Raw genomic sequence first — 26,142 nt, forward strand, 5'->3', positions numbered from 1 at the left:
AACTTATTAACGCATGATCATTTGTTCACGACCAGGGCCAACCGATACCATTTTTACAGGTACGCCCATCAGTTCTTCAATGCGTAATACGTAAGCTTGCGCTGCTTTCGGTAACTCTTCGAATTTGCGGCACGACGTGATGTCTTCATTCCAACCTTCCATTTGCTCATAAACAGGCGCCAAAGAGGCAGTTTGTGGCCAAATTGGGTTTTCACTGTGATCACCGTCGTAACCCACACAGATTTTCAGATCTGTCAGACCACTTAAGCAGTCCACTTTTGTTAGAGCGATCTCTGTAGCTGCTTGGATCTCAACACCATTACGGGTTGCAACTGCATCAAAGTAACCCATATCACGTGGGCGACCCGTGGTTGCACCAAACTCGTTAGCAGCTTCACGGAAAGCATCTTGCTCTTCCATTGCTGTAACCAAAGTACCTGTGCCTACAGATGAACTAAATGCTTTAGCTACTGCGATAACACATTCAGGGCGAAGTGCAGGTAAACCACTGCCAATACCTGCATATGTTGAGATAACATTTGATGATGTTGTCCACGGGTATTCTCCGTAAACCAAATCACGGCCCGCACCTAGCTGCGCTTCAAACAATAGGTTTTCACCTTTAGCTTGTAGTGCTTTAAGCGGTTGCGTTACGTTACAAATCGCATCGCGCCAAGGTGCAGACACGTCAAGTAACCACTGGGTCATTTCTTCTGCTGTTTGCTCAAACTTAAACGATGGGTACAAAGCTCTAAGCTGTGGAAGTTTCCAATCCATCATGAATTGAATACGTTCAAGCAATACTTCAGGCTGTTGTAACCAACCCACTAAGATGCCTTTTTTCATAACGCGGTCGCCGTATGCAGGTGCAATACCTTGACGCGTTGAACCATAAGCACCATCGCCTAAACGTTCTTCTTCTAATGTATCTTCAAGAGCATGAAGCGGTAAACACAGTGTTGCACGATCTGAAATACACAGATTCACTTTTACGCCAGCAGCTGCCACTTCTTCGATTTCTTTGGTTAGATGCTCTGGGCTAATTACCATGCCTGGGCCCAAAACCGCTAAACAATCAGGGTTAAATACGCCGCTTGGTAGTTGGTGTAATTTGAATGTACCTAAGTCATTCACTACAGTGTGACCTGCGTTATTACCACCTTGGAAACGGATGCTTGCCGAAGCTTTCTCTGCCAAGAAATCAACGATACGGCCTTTGCCTTCATCACCCCAGTTAGCACCAACAACAACGATAGACGACATAATTAACTCTCCTTAAAAGCGAAGACATCATGCTATGCCTCATCAAGCAATAAGAGAAATTAATAATTGTTATTAGCCTAATAAGAATTCCATATGACCTTTTGCTTGCCATCCGATAGAATATGTTCAATGAATACACACAGTTTGTCGTGATTTCGCTAAAATCGGCAATATTAATCACAGTTGAATAACGGTAAGGATCTCATATGCTTGACCTACATTGGCTAAACACTTTCGTCACATTAGCTCGGCTTGAACACTTCGGGAAGACAGCCACAGAGCTTCACATGACACAGCCAAATGTTAGCTTACATATCAAGCAGTTAGAGAAAACAACGCGTGTTAAATTAATTGAGCGAAACCCTTTTCGCCTCACTCAAGCGGGTGAGCGTCTACTGAAAAGTGCACAACGTTCACTACAAGAGTTACAAGTTTGTCAGGCCGATCTCAACGCCATTAACGACATGAGTCAAGGGACCGTCTCCATTGCTGCAAGTGACATTATTTCTCGCTTATTACTCATTAAACCTTTTCAATCTTTTAAGCGAGAGTTCCCTGGCATTGATTTATCTTTATTTAACACGACCTCGACACAAGCGGCAGCATTAGTTAAAAGTGCTAAGGCTGATCTCGGTTTTGTTATTGCCCAAAAGGAAAGTCAGCCTTTGCACTTTACTGAATTACGGCAAGTTCGATGGTGTGCTTTAGGTGATGGATTACATGCATGGCAACAACAAGCCAACAGCCATGACTGTACTCTGTCTGATGAAGTGCCTACATTAATATTACTTGGCCACGATACTCGAACACGTGATCTTATCGATCTGGCGTTACCCAGTTTACAATTACCCAAATATCGCATTATGGAAGTAGGTAGTGTTGACGCTCAAATCGACTGGGCTGAAGCAGGTTTTGGGATTGCTATTGTGCCAGCGTTCTCGCTTCACCCTAAGCTTAATCTGAAAAGTACAATCACCCCATTACCTGATTTTCCTACCACCAGCTTAGGCTATATCGTTAGACAAAATCAGGTGTTATCGCGTGCCATTAAACAGCTTCTACAATGGGTAGGCGAAGAAATAACGAACTCTCAGCACAGCTGATCCAGCCTTTTCCGCTTAGCTTAAATGAACGCACTTATTATCTGAAATCAGGGGTTGGTATTTATGTATACATACATTTCAGGTCAGGTCAGGTCAGGTCAGGTCAGGTCAGGTCAGGTCAGGGATAAAAAAGCCCCAAGGAAAAGGGGCAAAGGGTACTGATATTATCTTTGGCTATTATTCGGAAAAATCAGGTTCAAAAAGTAACCGTTTGTGGTTGCTTCATTTTGACGATCCACTCTTTGACAGCGGCGGGTGACATTAATTTTGGGTCGCCTAAATCAGCATCATCAGCGTCTGCTAATTCAATGGGCAAGACATTAATAATAGCTTCAAGATCTTCATGTGACTTCACTTCTTGATCAAATACACTCGCCATCGTGAGATCATGCTCAGCATGACGTGCGCGAACAGCTTTCACTAAACCATCTAGCAAGGTGTACCAGGTTGTCATCGGGCCTTGAACGACTGACGCTGATTCTGCTGCTGAATCAATAAAAGCAAAAGGAATCGTCGCAATAGGTTGCTTCATTTGCATTGCCGCTAAAATCCAATCTGTATCAAACGAAAAATCATATACCGTTGGCTTTTTAATGATCTCTTTTAATACACCTGCGCCATAAAGTTTGAACGCGGCTTGTGTATCTTTGATCCCTTTTGAAAAGATCTCTTGCCCTATCATTCGTTGCATATGACGCAACGTTTTTATACCCACACCCCAACGCTCTTCTTGTTTAATCAGAATTGAATCTGGGTGCTTACGATTGCCCAAAATAACATGGTGATGATTTGAGATGAATGGCTTGAGTAATAAGCCTAACTGACCAAGATGAACGGAGTTATCGGCATCGGTATACACGACACACTCAACGCCATCTGCAAGGGCTGTTTGACAACCATAAATAATAGCGCCACCTTTTCGAGAGTCGTCAACCGATGCTAAATTTTTTAACGGGCCATCAGCCGCAGGTAGTGCATCCGACAATTTCAGCACCTTCACTTGCTGTGAGTTGACACTGCCTTTAGCAATCTTATTTGCGATGTTATAACTGTTATGCGGACAACCATCATCAACGGGGTATAAAATCCAATCAACAACCGTTCCCTGTGTAACCCAGTTCAGTTGTTCTATTTTAACTCGAAGTGAATCTTCGCCATGTGGATTCGTCGCGTCTTTCATATTCAAACGGTTATGTTCACCCCACATAGCAAACACCACACCAACAGTGACAGGTTTAGTCACTGTGAGTAAATAGCGACGAGACTCTACAAGTTTCACTGCTAATTTAAATTCAAGCGGACAGTTAGGTTGAGCGGCAATCTCCTGATATCGCCCTATTGTTACATCTTTCAAGCAATACAAGGTGTTCGCTAGTTTCAGCAACTTATGCTGATGAGTCGCCTCTGTCAGATCAAAATAGTCACTCGCTGAAAGTAGCACCTGTTGAATCACTTTCTCCGATACAGTCATCTCGCTCATCCTTTAGTCCTTGTGAGAATTAGTCACCTAAAAGCGAAGCTAAACAAACAATCGATCAGCAATATGTTGCCTATAGGGTCTATTTAAAGACTAGTAACCATATGCAACTAAGCCAAATAAATGTCTGCTTTTATTTGCTCTAATGTAGAGGTTTTTCTAAAGATGAGATCTAAGCTCACTCTCTTGCTTAGAGGATGAAATATATAGGGAATTATCAGGCATGAAGGACAAGTCAGCCGTGCTCTGACGGCACTTCCAGAGCCTTATTGAGGCTTGGTCTAAACGATAAATTAAGCGGTTTAATTACTTTTCTTTACCACTCATTCACTCTCCACAGTGATAGGAGCAAAGCTTCGACGCTGTAGTGGCGTTACTGTCACGTCTTCTAATGTCGCAAGGTTTCCTTTTGCCATTGGATTTTGCATCTTATTTGGTGCAGGGACTAGCTCTAATGCACCTTGATTAGGCGCTTTTTCTGTTAGTTCTTTTCCTTTACTAGCTTGTTCGTTAAATGAAATTTCATCTATGGGTAATACGACGACATTGCTGACTGCATCTTGTTGTTCAACCTGAGGATCACTTTTAGTCTGAACAAGATTAGGATTAGCGGGGATCACCGGTGCTTCAAGTGCTCTGGCTGGTGTCATCGATGCCGCCATTTGTGATCCACTGACCTTGTTTCTTTGTTCTACCTTACCTTGCTCTGTTTGTTTTGCGTCTTGGTTTTGTATTTGGTTAAGTGCCCCATCCACTGTAGATACATTTGCCTCAGACGAATCAGGTACTGTCGGTAATTCAGGAGCAGAAGTGACTATGGGTTGAAACTGCTTATTTTGAGTAAAGCTATTATTTAAACCGCTGAGCTTTTTCCCCGAAGATGATGGTGGTTGATATCCAACTTGTGGTTTAGTCCCAGATAAGTTCACTGACGATGAGCCTACTTGCTGACGATCAACTAAACCAAGTTGAGGGCTGGTAAATGAAAAGAAATTTAATTTTTCATCCCAAGCTTGCAGTGTATCCAATTCATTTTGCCAATGTTCGTCGATGGTTGCGGTAAAGTCATTGATCTGAAGTTGAGTTGATAACTGCGTGTTAGCCGCTTCATAACGCATATGGAGCTTTTGCTTCATCTGATCCCAGTTAGTTCCCCCTGTCATAAAGTAGCGCATGCTATCTGCCCAATATTGATAAGCCTTCGCGCTGTTAGTTTTGTCCGCCGCAATAGCCGCCAATGCTTCAGCAAGCCCCGCATATTGCCACATATTTTTACGGCCAAGCTTGGCTTCTGAACTTAAAAAAAGAATAGATAAACGATGGTACTGTTCAGCCGCTTGTTTATAACGACCAGATTTAGCCAAGAATGTCGCCTTACTGTATAAACTGATTTCAACATCGACAGGTGAAGCAATAACAGCACGTATGGGCACCAAAACAGTCAGTAAGCACAAAATGAGAAAGCCAGTTTTTCCGCGTATTTTAACTAAATCAGACGTAATTAAATTCTGTATGAATAAGCTCATTTGAACGTCTCCACTAAGCATCTTCCAGGGTGGTCAAATCGAGAATTAAACTTAACATCACGGTATTCCAGTGCTTTATTCGGCTGATAGAGTTTACCGTTAGCTTTATATAACAATGCTTCCAATACACCGGCATTGGTATTCAATGTAATACTTTTTTCATAACCACTCGTAAGTTCATAGCGCCCTTCGTACCACCCACGGTCTGCATCATATAACTCTCGAACCAAGACCATTAATCTATCGGTATAGTCTGTTTTCCAGAGTGTCCACATTTGAAAGGCAGCCTGAGTCGAAATCAAAGCCAGTTCATCGTGGTCGCTACCATCTTCAGCCACCGTAATCCAAGGGGTGCCCAATGCATAAATACTGTCATAAACAAAATACGGAGCACCACTCACAACATGTGAACCTCGCGCGGTATATATCCGTTCTTTATCCCATCTAGATTCTTGTACGCGGTAGAGCGAATCAGCCATTGCGGCTAAAGTGTCATTAGTATGCTTCGCATCACTACTCGTATTATCGTTAATGTCATCCCAGTTAAACTCAAGCCCAAGCTTCAAGAATGGATTACTATAAACAGGGCGAAGTACGTCGTAATCACGCGGATCACGGCCGTCAAACATAATATCAATACCGTTAATGGTGATCACTTCGTAGGGGTCTAAACGCATCGCTTTTTGTGGCACAACTTGCCAATCAAGGTAGCCATACGACGTGTACTCTTCTATCCCTAAACGGCCTTCTTTATAGCGAAAGATTTGCCCATCATCTTTCACTACTCCGCCGTATAATTCGCCTTCATTTGTTACCAGCTCACAGAAATTCCACCGTAAAACGGCCTTATCGATATATTCTGAAAATTCAGGGTTACGTTGTTTGGTCATGGCGAGAACAATAAGCAAACGACCAACATCAATCGATGACCAACCAATGTCTTTTGGTTGGTTACCATAATCGACCATTTGACCTGTGGTGGTGTTGTAGACTTTATTTGGCACACCGATAGAACTCAAAGGCATTTTATTTAGAAAATTTAAGACTAACGATAATCGCTCGTCATGTTCTTTACTGGTAATAAATTCAAATTCTTGTGCCGCCATCAGCGCAACTAAATAATCAGCTAATGACGACATATTTGTTGAAGGGTAATTATCAATCGAATTAACCAAGCCCGTTTGCAATTGGGTATTATTTTCTACATATACCCATGCAGTTTGAGCCCAAGCTAATTCTTGCTCAGTTAATTCACCATAACGCCCTTGTCTTAACACTTGGGAGGTGTTCATTGTTGTTAAACCATCTTGCACGCCCTGATACACCACCCCACAAGAAGTTAGTGCCAACAGCGAGCATGCAATAAGTCCCTTTCTCAACATCTACATCCCTTTATTTGAGAAATTATTTCTTATTAAGTGTTTTTCTTGGCAAACACTGTCCTTCATAACCAAACGGTGATTCCAATGCTTTATCCCATAAACTAACAGGCGGGTTGTCTAAATACGTCAACAACTTACCTTCTTGTTTATAAAGTAATATTTCCAATGTAATCCCGTTATTGTTCGAGGTAAAGGTGTTAATTAATCCCGTACCATTTTCAAACATTCCCTCGTAAAATCCTTTTTCACGATCGTAAAGGTTCGAAATATGGTCAAACACTAAATCAGTATATTCGGTGTCCCATAACACCCAAAGACCCATTGCACCTTTAACAGCGACAGCTGAGTATTGCGGTAAATACTCACCCACTTCAGAAATGGTATTCCAAGCATAGCCATCAGTGTAAATCGTGTCATAGACGAAGTAAGGCGCACCTGCTAACTGGTGTTCTGTACGCGCGGTGATAATACCGGTTGCTTCATATCTAGCTTCTTGAACACGGTAAATTTGAAGCGCAAATTCCGCCATCCATTCATTGGAGTAGTTTGAATCATGCGGTGTTTTATCAGATGTTAAATCCCATCCCATTTCAACGCCATCAAGCACAAAGCTTTCTGTTACTACATAGCTGTGCGCCTTTAGTTTTCGCGGATCTCGGGTGTCATAAGGTATGTCGTAACCATACAAGTTTATGGTGCTATAAGGCTCTGGCATCGAAGCTTGACTGGTATCAAAGCCCCATAACTGGAAACCTTTTGCAGCGTATTCTTCATAACCTAAGCGCCCTTCCTGTAAGTACTGAACTGGCTTGTCTTTCTCAAGCAATGCACCAAACATGGTGCCTGTTTCATCAACAACATTACAGAAATTCCAGCGTAGTACCGCCGAATCGATACCAGTACTATATTCTGGATAACGGTTTTTAATTATATGAAGCCAAATTAACAACCGACCTAAATCAAGCGCCGAGTAGCCTATTTCGCCCGGTTGGTTACCATAATCCACCATGGCAGCGGTTTGGGTGTTATAAGCTTTGTTCGGCAGTTCTCCTTTAAAGAGCTGCATCGTATTAAGTGTTGTCAAAAAACGAATTAGACGGCGGTCAAACTCTTCTTTTTCAATGATCCCCAATTCAAGCGCACTTGTCATACCTGCGAGATACGAAGCAGCATCCCACCATGTGACTGATGGGTAGTTATTTACCGCGTTCACTAGACCTGTCGATTCTTGAAAGTTATTTTCAAAATACTTCCAAGCAATCCGAGCCATATCCATTTCTTTTTCCGTCAGCTTACCATGACGAGGTTTAGGCACATCCCAGTGGTTAGGTCGCTCGATAATTTCATCCGACAAACTACTGTATTTATTACCGCAACCAGCCGCCAATAGTCCCATCAGGCAAACAATGATATAACGCATACAACACTCCCTATCAAAGCTGCGTTTTACTTAACACCAACGCTCAACAACGTACCGTCTTGAACGTAAGCAAGTGACTCTAAAACAATGCCATTAGTATTCGCGGTAATTGCTTTGTTAATGCGTCCATCACTTTCATAGCGACCTGAATACCAACCCTTTTCTTTCGAAGATAGTGCTTGAGCATCTTCAATTAACAAGCTGGTATATGGGGTGTCGTAAAGCGCATACCAGCCAAATGCAGCCTTAGTTGATAGGGTTTTCAGATGCGAGGCATCATCCCCTTGATCTGAAATAGCATTCCACTCTTTGCCGTCAGAGAATACCGTGTTGTAAACAAAGTACGGTGCTTCATCGACATTATCTTCACTCACTGCCGTTAAAATCCCCGTACGCTCATAGCGATTTTCTTGTGCTTTATAAACGCGAAAAGCAAAGATTTTAGAAATACTATCAGCACCAAACTCTAAGCTGTCGAGGATATATGATTCACTCACGACGTAGTTATGTGCATGGTACTTAGCTGGATCACGTTTATCGGTTGGGATCTCGACGCCATCAATTTCAACTAGGTCTAAGTAATCGATGTATTTCATTGCATTAAAGACATCTCGCCCCATTAATGACAACGCTTTCGATGCATATTCTTCATAACCGATACGGCCTTCTTGCACCAACTCAAAGCCATCACCTTTTACAGCTGGACGCGAACCGTATAAGTAACCTTTGTCGATCATTTCAGTGACGTTCCAATGGTTTAATACATTATTCACTGGCTTATTAAACTCAGGGTATTGCCAAATTAAAATATTAAATGGCACCAAAATTCGACCAATATCAATCGCAGACCAACCAATACCTTTTGGCACAGGTTGGTTAGCATAATCCACCATTTCTAGCGTTTGTGTGTTATAGGCTTTATTCGGTAATTGACCTTCAATTAAAGGGATACGCGCTAATGTATTAAGCACTTTCTCCATACGAAGGGTGAATTCTGCATGGCTCACAACATTCAGTTTTTCTGCCGAAATCAATCCCATTAAGTATGACGCGGTATCCCACATGGTTGTTGATGGGTAACCATCTACCGAGTTAACTAACCCTGTGTTGTCTTGGTAGTTATTATCAAAGTATTGCCATGCGGTTTTCGCCCACAAGTACTCTTGCTCGGTCAAAATGCGATTTTCACGCAATGGGATTGGCTCTGATACTTCAAAAGTAATATTACCGAGTACTTGGCCGTAATCACGCGTTTCAATCGTAAATGCTACAATCAGCGCTGTTACTAAGCCTCCAATAAAGACAAAGTGGTGCCGTGCATTCACAAGTGCTTTTTTAAATTCCATATTCTAATTCCTCCGATCCTTGTTCCTGCTCTTTATCTGTTGGTGGTGACCAGAAAGCGGCTGCAATCATTCCCCACATCGCCATCATATTATTAATAATCCAAAAGCTATTAAGCACTAGGCCACCAAACGAATAGCTACCATAAGCACCTGATGTATAACCAACCCAAGCGAAGCACATACTAAATAAGCTCAATACAAATACTGTTAGCTGCGGAATAATCATCTTAAAGAATGTACCGCTTTGACGCTCTTTTGGTGTCGTTGGGAAGCTGATTTTCCGCCCTCTCAATACGGTCCATAGGGCCCGTAAGTTAACAGGGAAAAAGGACAAGAAATTCGTCTTCCCTTTATAGCCAGCAACCCCCCATGTACCTATCATCATGGCAAGCTCAGCAGTCAGTACAAACGGTAGGAAATGCAGGTAGAAGGTTGTATCGTAAGCGCTCACCGGTGCAATACTGGTTAAGAAATAAATGATTGGACACGCTAGGAAAATAATATTCCAAATTGCTGATAAGTTAGACCAGAAGCTCGCGCCATACATTAACTTTTGCTTAAAGTTCATACCTTTACGGAACAGTGGATTATCATTCATAAAGATATCGATTGAGCCGCCAGAATATTTAAAACGTTGCACCGTCCACGTTTGTAAATCTTGCGGTGATAACATTTTACTTTCGACTTGCGGATGCTGAACTGAACGCCAATTACGCTCCGTATCTGAATGCAGAACAATCGAGGTATAAATGTCTTCTGAGACGTGAAATTTATAAGGTGTAAACTCAGTGTCGAATAAAATCTCTTGGCGCAGGTTATTCGAAACGTCCTTATCAACCGTTTTTTCTTTGGTTAATTTACGAATTTGGCGCTCAACTTCATCATGTTCTTTACTAATTTGCTCACTGTAAGCACGCAATGCCGCTTCCATTACCGCTTCTCGACGGTGAATAGAGCCTGCGCCGCAACAAAATGATGCATTCACCCAGTTGCGACGACGTTGAATAACGTCGTAGAACATTTGCGGATCATTAACGAAGGGGTCTTCACCTAAGGTTACTGGTCCATAAAGACGTTCAACACCACGACCAACTAAACGGCCAAAACCGCCCATTTTTTTACCAAGCCAGTGTGGTAAACGCTCGCCCTCAGGTAAATCAAAGAACCATTGCGGCGTTTGTACCCAAGCAACATCGGGGTCACGGAAATAGCCAAGAGTATGCTCTAAGATTGTTGGGAATGGGCGCGTATCGGCATCACAAATAACAATGAAGTCACCGTATGTTTGCTCTAGTGCATTACGTAAGTTACCCGCTTTGAAGCCTGCGTTACCTTCTCGTGTTAAGTATTCCACCCCCATTTCTGCCGCTAAGGCAGCCATTGCTGGGCGCTTACCATCATCAAGAATAAATATTTTCATCTCGATATCGTGCGGGTATCGAATTTTCTGTGCATCCAAAATACTCAAGCGCACTAATTCAGGTTCTTCATCGTAGGTGGGAAAAAACACATCAACACTGATGGGACGATCTTCTTCAGAATCGCTCACGCACTCGGCAATTTTGTGTGGTGGTTCACGACGTGGCTCATCTTTTGTTTTCCATAAATTAAAGGTAAATAAGATAGAACCAATAAATGCGCACGATTCAGCAAATGCCAAAGGTAGTGAGAACCACATTGCTTCATAATTCAGTGCGTACGTCCATCGCCACCACAAGTACCAAATACCCAGTGTCAGATTACATGTCGCTAAATACTGATAAAGTAATTCACGTGACATGCTATGCGGCACAGGCTCTGGCGGCTTGCGATGCTCGAACTCCTTAAAATAAAAATCCATCTAGAATTACTCCATTAATATTGACGAAAATACGCGTGATGCGTGGCCAATAAACCAATCAAACTTGCGTTATAGTCAATAGCGAATTCGTTCACTGCATAAGACTGTTCACTGTCGATATAACTCAACATGCCCATATTTTTTGGTGCGACCCCAGCCTGCGCTTTTTCATTCGGCCCACCAACTAAATATCCTGGTAGATATACGCCTGTCGCTATGCGGTACAGGTGATGTAAATTACGGACGGCATAAGTACCGCTACCTGTCACAAAGCTTAAGTTGAAGGCGTTTGCACCCAACAAATAATCAATCTGTGATTGAACTACTGCACGGTATTGCGCTTTATGCGGTGGCTGATGACGTTGAATCGCATCAGACCAAGCAATTAAGATCCCAGCTTCTGCCGTCATCTTATTTGATCCCCAAATAAAGCGTTGATTAGCGATACCAAAGGCAGAATCATTAGCTTGGGTAACGTATTTTTCTGCAACATCGCGTAAATCTGTGGCTAATTGTAGATAAAGTTCTTGCCCGCGTTCTAACGTGAGCAATAAGTGCCACACACCCATTAACGCTGGGTTTTTCCATTCAAAAATATCAATCCACTGCTTATCGTATAGCGCTTTAAATGCGGTTAAATATTTATCTTGCTGAGTGGTAATATATAACTCGGCTAATGCCCATAGGCGATCATCAACATCTGTATCTAATGACGGTTCACTATCTTCTTTGTTTTTCACATATGGGCCAGAACCAGAATCGTCACCACTTTGCCAATCAATATATTGTTCTGGTGTGATTTCTAAATACCGCCATGCGTGAACAGCAGCCTGCAAATAACGACGGGCCATACTTGGTTGGTAAGCGGCATAGATGCGTGAAGCAAAAGCCATGGTTGCAGCAAACTTGGCGGTTTCAGGTGTACTGACACCATAGATATAACGGGGTTGAGTATCTTGCCAAGGTGGGATTTTAGCTGGCCATGTTGCACCCGATACTTTGCGATAAACGGCGCCATCAGCACGCTGCATTTTTAGTAGCCAGCTCAAGCCAAACTGCGCTTCATCTAAAATAGGAGGTAATGATTTATCATGGGACGGTTTAAACATTTCAGGCGATTGACGGTATGCTTCCAGTAAGCGCGCCACGGTAATTGTGGTCGTTGCTGTGTATTTACCAAAATCACCTGCATCGTACCAACCCCCCGTCATATCCAGAAACTTCCCTTTCTTATGGAAATCATCGGTTCGGAAAATCACGCCATCTTTCATATGGCTAATTGGTCGCGCTAACCCTGTTGTTTTGTCATTAACACTCACACCCGAGCGCTGAAGATACAAGGCATGAACCAAACGTTGGCTCAGGTCGTTATAAGTATTCGGTGCTATTTGAAAAGGGGCTGAGCGCACATCACCCGCGACCAATTGGAACCACCCTGTTACTTTCACTGCACTGAAATTAATCATTGCGACTGGGCGTTCATCTTTAAGCTGTTTTTGGCTTTTAGCTCGAAATTGAGCAATGCTTTTATTTTGATCCACCGACCATAACGTGACATTTCCCGAGTTTGGTTTTAACCAATATGCGACTTTATCGCCATTTGATAAATAGCCGAGTTGGTTCACCACTATGGTCTGTGCTTGTAGAACACAGCTCGTTACCAGTGTTAACAGAAAAATGAACGTCCTTGTCATTGTTCCACCTATTTATCTTGAAAATTATAGAGATTGCGACTGATTTCAGTACCGTTTTGGTCTGTAATACCAACGATAATGGCGCCAGAGATCCCTGCTAGGTTTGATTCTTCAATGACGACTTTCTTGCTATTGGCTGGCAGGTCAACGCCATCAAATACCCATTGCTTGTCATCAAATTGATTACGAATCCAAACCATTGCCTTCGGATACGCGGCAAGCGAATCATTGATCACCGTGACAGACAAATGCGCCTTCACGCTATAAAGATCACGTTCAACAACCGCAATCACTGGTTGGTAAGCCTGTTTTAACGCTCTATACCCAGATTTAGCTTCGCGTGTTACATCCAGCACAGACCAAGTAATTGAAGGCCAACTATCTACAAACATAAATTGATAAATGGCAGCCACACCTTCACCTTTATTTAATCTTAGGTGTTCAGATGCATATTTGGTGACTACTCTTTGATATTCTTGGCTATTTTGATGAAACTGTGACAAAGATTCACCTTGAGCAACCTTAGCAAGCATTAATGTTTCATGCGGTTGATAGTTGTGGTACTTCAACTTGGCGATATTTTGTTCAGTTAGAGGCCAAACCCACTCCCCCTCTAAAATATGCTTTACCATGGTTAAACTCGGCATTGCCTGCGCACCAAACTCACTCACTATCGGGGTAAAAGTCGCTGTGCTGTAATCTTTATAATCACCGGAATACCATCCTAGCCAAGGGTGCTCTTTGGTATAAGATGCCTTTCTCACAATGCGCTTATCTTTTGCCTTAAGTAGCTGTTGGTATACCGCTTCTGTTAACAATTGATTCTGAGTTGGCTGATAACTCGGGTATTTATACTTCATCCAGTCTGCATCCCAAGGTGGTTCATTATGACCACTCCAAAATGCAATAGAGGGATGGTTAGCGAGCATGGTGGTCATTTCCGCCACTTGTTTTACTGCTTCTAGCCTAAATTCCGGCGCGTCTGAGTAACCCCATTGCAAAGGGAAATCTTGCCAGACTATGACCCCTGCTTGATCCGCCTTATCGTAAAATGCCTTACCTGCAACATGAGCGTGTACACGTACACTGTTAATGTTCGCCGATTTCATAAGGGTTATATCGCGTTGGTAGTCATTTGCGGTTAATTCACCAAGCCACTGACTACCGATATAATTGGTTCCTCTGACAAAGTACGGTAGGCCATTTACATAAAACTGGCCTTTCTGCTTATTTTCCTTTTCATCAAAGGTTTCTTTAAATTCAACCTGTCTAAAGCCTAATGTCGTAGCTTGTCTATCTGTCACTTTTCCATTAATCGAAGCTGTAACCTCTAAGCGATATAGACTTGGTTTACCCCAATCCCATGGCCACCAAAGATCACGGACTTTTTTCGGAAGCTTCCAATCAATTGTCTGATCGCCAGCTTTGACATTTACAGATTGCTCATAGGATTCAACTGGCGTTGTGCTATCGCCCTCAAATAAACGGTAAGAAAATGAAACAGGCTGGCTGTATAGATTATTAACGGTCAGGCTCACAGATGCTTGTGTCGTGGTTGTCTCTAAAGCCTTAAGGGAAGGTTTACTCGTTTGAGTACGAGAACGTCTTGATGGTAAATCAAGCGTCGGTACAACTGTTAGGGATGCTATGGCTGTCGGGCCTGTTACTTTCAGGGCAACATCGCCCCATATGCCACCCGAGTTTTTATCTTGTCCCGCATCAGACCATGCACCACCGGGGCGAGTATCATGATGATTCAATACGCCTTTAATCTGCGTTTTATATAATGACCAATCAGGCGTTACTGCTTCGTTCGGGCTATTGACCCAAACTTCGACATTATTATTGCGATCTCGTATCAGGTGGCTAATTTCAGCACCAAAAGGCGAAAAGTAACCAGTGTGAGCCGTTACTTGTTCGCCATTAACAGAAACTTTTGCTTCATAATCAACAGCGTCAAACACTAACCAATAACGTGATTGCTCGGAAATGTTTGTATCGAACTTACGCTGGTATATCGCTACCCCAGCATGATCAATACCTTCCAAATACCAATTATTAGGCACGTTGACATTCTGACTTGTTGATTGACGTTGTTGATCATCAATTATCTCTAATCGCCACAGTCCATTTAACGATTGCGTTGTTGTTTGCCAGTCATTAGTAGATTGTTGTATAGCGCAAGATGATAATGAGAATAACGCCATCGTGGCGAAAGCTATTCTCATATTTTCCTCAGCAATAAGCTCTATGCTTCTGTTTTTTTATAAAGCTTGAATGTGTTTTTACCACCAGCTTTTTCATATTCAAGGTTATCAGTAAGCTGGACGACAATAATGAAACCTCGCCCTGACGTCGTCCATGTTTCTGGATCTTCAGGATCGGGTTCAATAAAGGTTCCTTTCACTGCCTTTTCAAATTCCTCGTCAGTCATTGATTCACCATAATCGGCAATTTCAATCACGAGTTCATTGTTTTTGATATAGGAATTAAGCTCGATAGGTTCACCTTCGTTGAGTTGATAAGCATGCTCGTAAGCATTATTCACCAACTCAACCAAGCACAATTCAATCTGATCAATTACATCTTCTTTCAAACCAACATCTAGCCAAAAAGCTTTAATATCCTCAGCAACGTCGCGAGAAACATCTAAAGAACTTTTGTACTGTTTATTAAAATGACATTTGACCGTCTCCATCGAGCCGCTCCTTACTATTTAGTCACTGTGACTTCTTCTGGCTTTTGTGAAAATAAAACACCCTGCCCTTGATGATGAGATAACAATGGCTGACTTGTTCGGCGATCTTTCAGCATGTGTATCGCATCCATCTCGATCAAAGATTGTGTATAACCATCATGACTAATGAAGTAATCACCAAAAACCGTTTTATTCTCAACAAAAGCAGAACCAGAAACATGAATGTAATCACTCACTAGGCTTTTATTAATAACGGCATTTGTTTCAACTTTACAGTTAGCTCCGATAACTGCAGGCCCAGTAATCGTTGCGCCCTGTTGAATATCACAACCACTGCTAATAATCACTGGCGGCGTAATGTGGCAATTATCAGGGTCAAAAACTGTATTAATGCCAACCCAAATGCCAGGCTTCACTTGAGTTCCTGGAATGGGATAACCAGGGACTTTACCGTGTAATATTTCGCTAGTAACACCCCAAATATCGCTGATATTACCCACATCTAACCACTGAAAATCCATATTCGTAGCGTAAAAGCGCACATCATTGTCGACCAATGCAGGGAATAACTCGCTACCAATATCAAACTCTTGACCAGCAGGAATAAAGTCAAAAATCGCGGGCTCGAAAATATAGATGCCCGTATTAATTTCAGTCGATAATGCTTCTTCTTCCGATGGTTTTTCTTGGAAACTGGTTACTCGCCCGTAGTCATCAGCAACAACAACACCGTATTTGCTGACTTCACTAATAGCTACATTGCGTGTAACGATAGTGGCAATGCCGCCTTTTTCTTTGTGACGTCTAACCGCTTCAGTTAAATCGAGATCAATCCAAGCATCACCGCACACCACAACAAAGGTGTCATCGAAGAATCCAGAAAAATCTTGAATCTTTCTCATACCACCCGCAGAGCCCAATGCTTTGCTGATGAATTTACCGTCTTTCATTTCGCCTTCATACGAATACGACAGCTGGACATTAAAGTGGTGTCCATCCCCGAAATAGTTTTCAATCACTTCAGCAAGGTGGCTAGTATTGACAACAATTTTATCAATACTATGCGAAGCAAAAAGCTGAATCATGGATTCCATAACGGGCTTACCCAAAATAGGGATCATAGGCTTGGGGATTGTTTGAGTAATAGGTTTTACTCGCGTGCCTTTCCCTGCGGCAAGAATCATTCCCTTCATAGCTAACTCCTACGCAACAGTGCTAACGGCGTCTTCGATTGAATCGTAACTCGCAATCAACTTATCCATACGAGTTAATTTCAGCAGTTCTTTTACAGCTCGCTGCGGGTTCACTACGCTGATTTTTTTACCCTTAAGTAATTTGTACGCACCCATAACGGCACCAAGCCCGCTGCTATCCATAAAGCGCACATCGGTGAGATCGAGTACAAGCTGCGTATCAATTTCATTTACTTTTTCTTCAATCACTGCGCGAAAACTTGGCGCTAATTTAGCGTCAAAGCGATCCTCTTTTATTTGAAGAATTGTGCATTGACCTTGGTTGAAAGCTTCGTATTGCATGATTGTTCCCCTTCTGAATAACCTGTCCATTCGACTACGAGTACGCTCACGTCATCGTCAAATTGTTCTGACCGTTGCCAATCCCTAACGCGATTAACTAACATATCTGTTTGTACAGTGGTTGGATGGTGTTTAATGTCCATCACCGTTTGTCTTAATCTCTCTTCGGTAAACTGCTCTGAACCTTTTTCTGCCTCTGTTATCCCATCAGAATAAATCCAGATTTTATCACCTGGCTCTAATTGCACTTTTGCTGTTTGGTATTCAACAAAATCAAACGCACCAACAACAAAACTGTCCTGCCCAATAAATTCAGCTTTACCCGTGGCTGCGTGTAGCCACACTAAAGGCGGATGCCCAGCGATAGCAAATTCCAACACGCCTGTTTTTACATTTAAAACCGAATACACCATGGTGAAATAAAGCAAATTATGGTCGTCACTTAAATACTGATCGTTTAAATGTTTAAGGACGCTATCAGGTGAGTTAATTTGATAAAAAGGTGTTTCTTCTGTCGGTGATTTAACAATCGAACCTTTACCTGAATTTACAGCAATACTCTGTTGAACAGAGAAAGACATTAATGCAGATGAAACACCATGCCCTGCGACATCGAGTAAATAGAATCCGACATTCTCTTCATCTAGCTGCATGTAGCCCAGCATGTCACCGCCAATTTGAGCGCTAGGTAAAGAGACATAACTTATTTCAACACCGGAGAGTTTTCGTTCTGCGGGCAATAAACGTTTTAATAAATCGCCAGCAGACTCTAGATCTTTCTTCATAATGGCGTAGGCGGAATCAAGTTCATCATTTTTTGCTGTTATTTGATTATGAAGACCTAAGGTACGAAAGCCTGCTTTAACACGTGCTGCTATCTCATCAACATGAGTGTCTTTAACGACAAAGTCATCAGCACCAGCGTTAATGCCATTGATAATAGAGTCTTGATCATCTTTACCAGACAGCAATACAAAGAAAATATAACGAGAATAAGAACCCGATTTGAGCCGACTACAAAGTTCGATACCATCCATTTCAGGCATCATCCAATCGCTTAATACAAATTGAATCTGCGGGCATTCTTCTAATACAGCTAAAGCTTGTGCACCATCATTGGCGGTTGTTACCGTAAAACCACGCTTGGTTAATACTCGCTCCATAAAGATAAGCATGGTTCTGTTGTCATCTACTACAAGAATGTCATTCATTCAGAAGCCACCGTTTTAGCAATACCACACACCAATAAACACACTATTGCATATCATTCTGTGGTGTCAACATATCGAGAACATGTTTATTACAAATCAAGTCTAGTAAGTTTTACCTAACACACCATAAATTTAGACAAAAATTTCCACCTATGTGACATGTATAATATAAAGAAGTAATAAATGTTGTATTTTAAGATGTTAGCGACGAAAAATTGAGATTAATCAAGGAGGGGTAATGCAAAAAAAGTCAACTATTGCCTATCTTCCTTTGCTTTACTGCTATCTTTTTAGCCATTCGTCCCTTGCTAGTGAATACCAATCAGAAACAGCCAAACATGCCCCTGAACCAAGTTCTCCTAACTTTGCAAAAGCTGCCGCAGTTAACAATAAAACTAATGATGCCAAAGACGAATCAGATCTAATTTGGAAAGGGGTGACCAGCTCGTTTGATGTGCCGTTTGAAGATTGGACAACACCACGCAGCGAAGATGACAGTTGGCTAAAGGGGCTGAGTGGCAACTTAGGATTAGGGCATCCACTACTACAAACGCAAGCAGCCAACGTACCTGCAAATGCGACAAGTGGCCCAGCAAACAATAATACGATTGGTACCCTCTCACTTAAATATGTAGTGCTGGGTAACTGGTTTGTATCTGGCACCCTCTATTACTACGTCGATAAAGATCAGCAGCAGCCGTGGAACCCCGACTTTACTTACGTTTTTGGTTACAGTGATTGGCGTCCTTATACCTTTAGTCTTTTATATTCTAATTACGGTGGTAACCGCTTTAACGGCACAGATGAGCAACCCGTTACCAACTTTAATCAAGGTACATGGGCACTGGGTTGGAAATTCCCTATCACTAAACCCTTTGTAGATTGGCTAACATTTACTGATGACGGTGCCATTGGTTGCCAAGTCGACTTTAATTACACCCCTGAGTATTTCGATCTCGCTTCGACTACCTATAAAAGTGGCCATAAAACACTAAGCCTTGGTTGTAAATATTCAATTTACGGTAATTGGTATGTCAACGGCACTGCTTTCTACTATTTCGACAGATCGCAACGCCAACCATGGAACCCTGATTTCACTTATGGTTTTGGCTATTTCGATTGGCGCCCAGGTACATTTACACTGCAATACAATAACTACTCAGGCAACCGTTGGAACCCATCTGATCGTGGAAAAGATACCGGTCGCTTTATTGATGGTTCACTCACTCTTGCCTATTCATTTTCTTTCTAATAGCTATTTGCATTTTGCAACTTCTCCTCTAAAAACACTCTCCATTTTGCGTATTGCAAATAACCCAAATATCCAGAATTAACTATGGCAATGACTAGAAAGCCGTCTAACCTTGATATGAAACTGTATTTTTATGCTGCTAGTCTCTCATCGGAGAGGGAATACAAAGGGTTAGCACTCTTTGATGCGCTTTCACTCTCTCCACTATCGTGACTTAGCTGCTAGTTCCTAAACTTGGCATCCTTTATGCCATCTATAGAGAACAAGTATTTATACATTACCAATTACCGTCAGATTCAAACGAGGTGAGTATGCAAGGGACTAAAGACAACGATAAAGTCATGGGCACGGAAGGCGATGATGGTATTAATGTTCTTTCAGGTAGCGACCAAGTAGAAGCCAAAGGCGGCGATGACTTTGTAGTCGGCGGTGAAGGTAGCGATACATTATCTGGCGGTGCTGGCGATGATACGATTTTTGGTGATGTCGAATATGGTCAAGAGCCACCAGCCGAACCTGCGGTTGATGACAAGTGGGGCGATGCTCAGACAGTCTATAGCTACACCGCACCGACATCAGAAGAACCCAAAGAAGAAGTCACGCACAGTGCTCGACTTGGCAATTATGTTGTTGACGATACAGGCTCAATGACAACCAAATTCACAGTTGATCCTAAGCATACCTCTGTTGTTGTCCAACTAACCGACTCAGCGGGCAATGTCATCACATCAGTACCAGCAACAGTGAGTGAGACAGGCGAGATCCTTGTCGATATTACATTCACCAAAGAGCAAGTCGGCACTGACCAACTGGTTAGCTTTACGTTAATCGACCCTGAAGGCAACCCAATTACGGATATCGAGTCAGTCGAATTTGTCGCACATAACATCTATGACGATACCATTACAGGTGGTGATGGCGCTGATAGCCTCTTTGGTCAACAAGGTTCAGATACTATCTATGGTGGCACTGGGGATGACTTCATTGATGGTGATATCAATGACGATAAACTGTACGGCGATGAAGGCAATGATGTGATCATCGGTGGTAGTGGTGATGACGAATTACACGGCGGCACTGGCAACGATACTTTGCTAGGCAGTGACGGTAACGACAAGCTATATGGTGACGAAGGCGATGACTTGCTGCTAGGCGAGCTTGGCGACGATGTTCTTGATGGTGGTGCTGGCAACGACACACTCATTGGTGATGACGGCAATGACATTATTACAGGTGGCACAGGTGACGATAAACTCTTTGGCGGCCTAGGAACAGATACCCTTGATGGTGGCGAAGGCAAAGATGAAATTCACGGTGACGCAGGTGTCGATACCATCACTGGTGGCTCTGGAGATGATTTTATTCTTGGCGGTACGGGCGACGATATTATCGATGGCGGCGCTGATAATGACTTAATCCTCGGTGGTGATGATAACGACACCATTACTGGTGGCGAAGGCAACGATAGTTTATTTGGTGAACAAGGCAATGACCTTGTTAAAGGTGGCGCTGGCGACGACATGGTTTATGGCGGTGTCGGTAACGATAATCTCAGTGGCGGCACGGGCAGCGACCAATTATTTGGTGGCGAAGGCAATGACGTACTAGATGGTGGTGAGGGTAGCGATATTCTTCACGCCAACGAAGGCGCTGATGTGATTAGCGCGGGCGATGGTGACGATTTCGTCTACGCAGGTAGCGGTGATGATGTCATTTCAGGTGGTGCAGGACACGATACCCTATTCGGTGAAACGGGCAACAATATTGTTGATGCTGGAACAGGCGACGACACGGTTTACACCGATTCAGGCAACGATACCATCACAACAGGCGATGGTCACGATACTGTTTTTGCAGGAGCTGGTGATAACACCATTACCACAGGGGCAGACAACGACACAGTCTACAGCGCCGAAGGTGATGACACCATAGACAGCGGTGACGGCCACGATATTGTTTACGCGGGTGAAGGCGATAACAGTATTGATGCAGGTACAGGCAACGATAACATTTATGCAGGCAGCGGCACGGATACCATCACTGCGGGTGAAGGTGACGATAACGTTTTTGCGGGTGCAGGTAACGATACCATTTATGCCAACTCAGGCGCGGATAATGTTTATGCTGGCGCTGGTGATGACATTATTGAAGGTGAAAGCGGCAACAACGCCCTCTTTGGTGAAGACGGTGCTGATACCATTAATGCCGGCCTTAATAGCAGTGCGCTTTACGGTGGTGCAGGCAATGATGTACTAACAGGTTCGGATGAATCAGACCAGCTACACGGCGGCGGTGATGATGACGTGCTGGTTGGTAATAAAGGCGACGATTTACTTGAAGGTAATGGCGGTAATGATGCACTTAGCGGCGGCGAAGGGATAGATACCCTACTCGGCGGCTCGGGTGACGATAGCTTACTCGGTGGTGACGGTAACGATACGCTAGTCGGTGGTTCGGGCGATGACAAACTACTTGGTGAATCTGGCGATGATGTACTGGCAGGCGGCGCGGGTAATGACTACCTAGACGGTGGTGAAGGTGTTAGCCAACTCTACGGTGATGATGGTGATGATACCCTGATCAGTGCCGACCAAAACGATATTCTTGGTGGTGGTGACGGTAACGATACAATTACATCAAACGCAGGTGATGACACCATCTTTGCAGGTGGTGGTACAGACACCATAGACGCAGGCGAAGGTAACGATACTATCTACGGTGAATCGGGTGATAACCAAATTACCGCAGGGACAGGTAACGATACGATTTATGGCGGTATCGACAGCGACACGATCGATGCAGGTGACGGCAACGATATGATTTATGGCGGTGACGGCACAGATACCATCATAGCTGGCGCTGGCGATGACCACGTCGATGCAGGCAGCGGCAATGACAAACTCGACGGCGGCGCAGGTAACGATGCCCTCTTTGGCGGCGATGGTGCCGATACCTTAGTGGGCGGTGAAGGTTTTGACTTCTTAGCGGGTGGTGAAGGCAACGATACCCTAACCGATGATGGTCAAGATACCCTACTCGGCGAGGGCGGCGACGATACCTTAATTGCAGCAGCGAGCGGTAGTCACCAAATTTACGGTGGCGCTGGCGACGATACCCTTATCGGTAGTGATACTGATGACACCCTATACGGCGGTAGTGACCAAGATACGATCACCGGCGGTAAAGGCGACGACACCCTATTTGCAGGTGACGGCAACGATACCATCACCGCTGGTGAAGGTGACGATACCGTATACGGCGAAGCAGGCAATAACACGATCGACCTCGGTGAAGGTACCAATACCTTATTTGGTGGTAGCGGCAACGATACGGTGACCGCAGGCAGTGGCGACGATCTCCTTTACGGCGCTGAAGGCAACGACAATATCTCAGGTGGCGCGGGTGTCGATCAAATTGAAGGTGGCGCAGGCAAAGATACCCTTAAAGGTGAAGCTGGCGATGATGTCATTCTCGGTGGTGACGGCAACGATACCCTCGAAGGGGGCGATGGTGCTGATAAACTCTTCGCTGGCACAGGTGACGATACCCTTAAAGGTGGTGCAGGCCAAGATGAACTTCATGCCGAGTTTGGCAATAATACCCTCTCAGGTGGCGATGATAACGACACACTCTATGGCGGTACTGGCAACGATGTCCTTCAAGGTGACGCGGGCGATGATCGCCTCGAAGGCTTCGACGGTAATGACACATTAGAAGGCGGATTAGGTGACGATACGCTTAACGCTGGTTCAGGTAACGATACACTGTCAGGTGGTGATGGCGACGATAGCCTAACGGCCGATTCTGGTAACAACATCCTTGATGGTGGCGCAGGCACAGATACATTAAAAGCAGGTGATGGTGATGACCAACTCTCTGGCGGAGAAGGTAACGATAATTTAACCGCAGGCGATGGTGATAACACCCTCGATGGTGGTGAAGGTAACGATAAGCTGTACGCAGGGAGCGGTAACGATGTCATGACTGGCGGTTTGGGTAACGATTACCTCAGTGCGGGTAACGGTGCCAACAAACTGTCTGGCGAAGAAGGTAACGATAGCCTTTATTCAGGCAGCGGCAGCGACCAACTTGATGGCGGCGTTGGTGACGACTATCTCAATGCTGGTTCAGGTGACGATACGCTTAAAGGCGGTGTAGGTAACGATAAACTCTACGCGGGTAGCGGCAATGATGTACTCGAGGGCGGTGAAGGCAACGATAAACTGTACGGCCAAAACAATGATGACCAACTTACAGGTGGTTTAGGCAACGACAGTTTATACGGTGGTTCAGGTAACGACAGTTTATACGGTGGTGATGGTACCGACTTGTTAAAAGGTGATAGCGGCAACGACGTTATCTTTGCGGGAAATGATAATGATACTGTCAAAGGCGGCAGTGGCGATGATGTTATCTACGGCGAACAAGGCGACGATAAACTCACCGGTGATAGTGGTAGCGATACCATTTACGGCGGCATAGGTAACGATATAATTGACGGTGGTACTGGTAACGATACTCTTTCGGCTGGCGAAGGTGACGATACCGTCAAAGGCGGCGACGGCGACGATAACATTGATGGTGGTGTAGGTAATGACACCCTCGATGGCGGTGCTGATGACGATATTATCTTTGGTCAAAGTGGTGATGATACCTTAGATGGAGGGGCTGGCTCTGATCAATTGTTCGCTGGTAGCGGCAACGATACCCTTATCTTCGACAAGGAAGATATAGCACAAACAGATGGGGTTACCGTTCACTTTAGCGGCGGCGAAGGCTTTGACGTACTGTCTGTCGGTAACGATGGCGATAGTCAAGTCATCGATATGACCCAAACCGCTTACCAAGAAATTGAAGGTGTTGTCGTAAGCGCAACCGATGCTGAACTGAAAATTGCCCTTGATAAAGTACTCGTCAACGACACCGCTGGCGATGCTAACGGGCAGTTTGTTTGTTCTGGCGCAGAGTCACTCGATTTACAAGGCTTTGGCTGGACACTCGATAGTAGCAACTCAAGTATGGACAGTAACTTACAAGCGGCCTACGAAGCCCAAAACATTGATGTGAGCTCACTCACTGGTTACACCTTCAGTAATAGTGAAGGCAAAGAGGTTACTATCTGGAGTGATAGTGATAGCCAAAACATCAGTTTCAACGACGCTGATATTTAATTTCACATAACCGTGGCGCTACTAAAAATAACAAGCGCAGACAAAAATGCCGATACGAAACGTATCGGCATTTTAGGGTTTATTCGTTACAGACTTATCTGCAAACACATTGTAGCGTTAGAACAGCTGCACCCTGCCTATCACTGCGTTAGTTGAGTCACTGCCGAACCAATCGTAAACTTAACTTTAGACAACTCTTCTTTAAACGCTTGTTTGTCGTCGATGTAGCTCATGGCATCATCCAGTAAATCATCTGATACCAGCTCAGTGAAACTGACGTCTCGCGCTGTTTTTAAAATCCCCATCGCAGGTGAATACCAGAACTGGCTATCGACAGCCAACTGATCAGTCTGGCGACCATCGCAAGCAAGCGTATATTGATACGCTGTATTCACTTTAACAGCTTCGAAGTTGAGATCTTTAACAGCTAAAGCTTCGCGTGATGCCTGAGGTTGAAAAGTTTTGGTGACGGTATACGTACACTTTCCAGATAGTGTATTAGCAACATCTTCATCAACATCATGTAACGAATTCTTGAATGAAAAACCAATTGGAAATAAGCCTTCGTAATCAATCAGCGTGGTAATAGAGCGGCTAAATGCATCATCAGCAAAATCATCGTCACTGATCGCTTCTTGATCTAACGCATTCACTAACCGAGTCACAGGAAAGAGTAATGTCTCTTTTTGTTTTTCAGCCAACAGGACAACATCACTCAGCTGCAAGTCATACGTAGCAGTGAACGACATCCCCTCATCCAGCGTGCTTAGCTTGGTCGGAAACATCATCTCTGCGCCCATACCATCATGATGAATATTCATCACCCAGCGAGCACCGTCATCGTGCGTATCGAAAATATAGAAGTAACGTGTTGTTTGGCCAACTTCCTGACCGAACTTTACTTTATATTGATATAAATGACGGTTCTTTACATCAAGCGGCTCATCAAATAAATCGGCGTATTGCACAGCTAAACTAGCTGAACGCGCTTTACTTAAACGTTTAAACTGGGAAAGGGTCGTCTTTTCGTAAAAGCGTTTGTGCTGCCCAAATTGAATGTAAGGCTGCATAACAACACTTTCAAATCGACCAAATTCGAAACTTTTCGTTAAGGGGTAATCTATATCGCTTAAAAGTCGGTCTTGTATATTAGTTGTTGAACTACAACCTACTAACAATAACGCACATCCAACAACAAATCGCATTTCTATATACTCAACAAAC

Annotated in this window: 17 protein-coding genes; 3 read left to right on the forward strand and 14 right to left on the reverse strand. The window is 43.7% G+C overall.

The genetic code is table 11. From position 1 onward, the window contains the following. Positions 1–6 precede the first annotated feature (6 nt). Positions 7–1,263, reverse strand: a complete 1,257-nt coding sequence (locus OCU87_RS10925) for an adenylosuccinate synthase (RefSeq protein WP_094956517.1) — start codon at positions 1,261–1,263, stop codon at positions 7–9. A 206-nt stretch (positions 1,264–1,469) separates the two neighbouring features. Between OCU87_RS10925 and OCU87_RS10930 the strand changes: the two genes are divergently transcribed. Beyond that, positions 1,470–2,366: a LysR family transcriptional regulator gene (locus tag OCU87_RS10930; RefSeq protein WP_062690872.1), complete on the forward strand. Its 897-nt coding sequence runs from the start codon at positions 1,470–1,472 to the stop codon at positions 2,364–2,366. A gap of 196 nt (positions 2,367–2,562) precedes the next feature. On the opposite strand, the gene OCU87_RS10935 is transcribed toward OCU87_RS10930, so the two are convergent. The 12 genes from OCU87_RS10935 to OCU87_RS10990 all read right to left on the reverse strand — a co-directional run bounded on the left by OCU87_RS10935 (position 2,563) and on the right by OCU87_RS10990 (position 18,495). Then, entirely contained in the window at positions 2,563–3,846 is a 1,284-nt protein-coding gene (locus OCU87_RS10935; RefSeq protein ID WP_315972474.1) for a glycosyltransferase family protein, read from the reverse strand. A 320-nt stretch (positions 3,847–4,166) separates the two neighbouring features. Next, positions 4,167–5,369, reverse strand: coding sequence for a hypothetical protein (locus OCU87_RS10940; RefSeq protein ID WP_261857125.1), 1,203 nt, complete (start codon positions 5,367–5,369; stop codon positions 4,167–4,169). After that, positions 5,366–6,751 (reverse strand): DUF3131 domain-containing protein, encoded by a 1,386-nt coding sequence (locus tag OCU87_RS10945; RefSeq protein WP_062690869.1) that lies wholly within the window; start codon positions 6,749–6,751, stop codon positions 5,366–5,368. The genes OCU87_RS10940 and OCU87_RS10945 overlap by 4 nt, the downstream gene beginning before the upstream one ends. A gap of 22 nt (positions 6,752–6,773) precedes the next feature. Then, entirely contained in the window at positions 6,774–8,171 is a 1,398-nt protein-coding gene (locus OCU87_RS10950; protein ID WP_261857126.1) for a DUF3131 domain-containing protein, read from the reverse strand. A gap of 26 nt (positions 8,172–8,197) precedes the next feature. After that, on the reverse strand, positions 8,198–9,517 hold the full coding sequence (locus OCU87_RS10955; protein WP_261857127.1) for a DUF3131 domain-containing protein: 1,320 nt from the start codon (positions 9,515–9,517) through the stop codon (positions 8,198–8,200). After that, the gene (locus OCU87_RS10960; RefSeq protein WP_261857128.1) at positions 9,507–11,357 is read right to left on the reverse strand and encodes a glycosyltransferase family 2 protein; all 1,851 of its coding nucleotides are present in this window, start codon (positions 11,355–11,357) and stop codon (positions 9,507–9,509) included. The genes OCU87_RS10955 and OCU87_RS10960 overlap by 11 nt, the downstream gene beginning before the upstream one ends. A gap of 14 nt (positions 11,358–11,371) precedes the next feature. Next, positions 11,372–13,051 (reverse strand): glycoside hydrolase family 9 protein, encoded by a 1,680-nt coding sequence (locus OCU87_RS10965; RefSeq protein ID WP_261857129.1) that lies wholly within the window; start codon positions 13,049–13,051, stop codon positions 11,372–11,374. 8 nt (positions 13,052–13,059) lie between these two features. Beyond that, a complete protein-coding gene (locus OCU87_RS10970; RefSeq protein WP_261857130.1) occupies positions 13,060–15,279 on the reverse strand; it encodes a glycoside hydrolase family 2 protein in 2,220 nt (739 codons plus the stop codon). A 20-nt stretch (positions 15,280–15,299) separates the two neighbouring features. Then, the gene (locus tag OCU87_RS10975) at positions 15,300–15,749 is read right to left on the reverse strand and encodes an ATP-binding protein (RefSeq protein ID WP_261857131.1); all 450 of its coding nucleotides are present in this window, start codon (positions 15,747–15,749) and stop codon (positions 15,300–15,302) included. Between the two features lie 14 nt (positions 15,750–15,763). Next, positions 15,764–16,942, reverse strand: coding sequence for an NDP-sugar synthase (locus OCU87_RS10980; RefSeq protein ID WP_261857132.1), 1,179 nt, complete (start codon positions 16,940–16,942; stop codon positions 15,764–15,766). 9 nt (positions 16,943–16,951) lie between these two features. Beyond that, positions 16,952–17,284, reverse strand: a complete 333-nt coding sequence (locus OCU87_RS10985; RefSeq protein ID WP_094956526.1) for an STAS domain-containing protein — start codon at positions 17,282–17,284, stop codon at positions 16,952–16,954. Further along, on the reverse strand, positions 17,236–18,495 hold the full coding sequence (locus OCU87_RS10990) for a fused response regulator/phosphatase (RefSeq protein ID WP_261857133.1): 1,260 nt from the start codon (positions 18,493–18,495) through the stop codon (positions 17,236–17,238). Before OCU87_RS10990 ends, OCU87_RS10985 begins: the two co-directional genes overlap by 49 nt. 238 nt (positions 18,496–18,733) lie before the next feature. Here OCU87_RS10990 and OCU87_RS10995 point away from each other — a divergent pair, with 238 nt between their 5' ends. Both OCU87_RS10995 and OCU87_RS11000 read left to right on the forward strand, forming a co-directional pair. Continuing rightward, positions 18,734–19,747, forward strand: a complete 1,014-nt coding sequence (locus OCU87_RS10995) for a hypothetical protein (RefSeq protein ID WP_261857134.1) — start codon at positions 18,734–18,736, stop codon at positions 19,745–19,747. A 311-nt stretch (positions 19,748–20,058) separates the two neighbouring features. Next, a complete protein-coding gene (locus OCU87_RS11000) occupies positions 20,059–24,918 on the forward strand; it encodes a beta strand repeat-containing protein (RefSeq protein ID WP_261857135.1) in 4,860 nt (1,619 codons plus the stop codon). Between the two features lie 140 nt (positions 24,919–25,058). On the opposite strand, the gene OCU87_RS11005 is transcribed toward OCU87_RS11000, so the two are convergent. After that, a complete protein-coding gene (locus tag OCU87_RS11005; RefSeq protein ID WP_261857136.1) occupies positions 25,059–25,988 on the reverse strand; it encodes a hypothetical protein in 930 nt (309 codons plus the stop codon). Positions 25,989–26,142 lie beyond the last annotated feature (154 nt).

This window comes from Photobacterium sanguinicancri (assembly GCF_024346675.1).
Classification (GTDB): Bacteria; Pseudomonadota; Gammaproteobacteria; order Enterobacterales; family Vibrionaceae; genus Photobacterium; species Photobacterium sanguinicancri.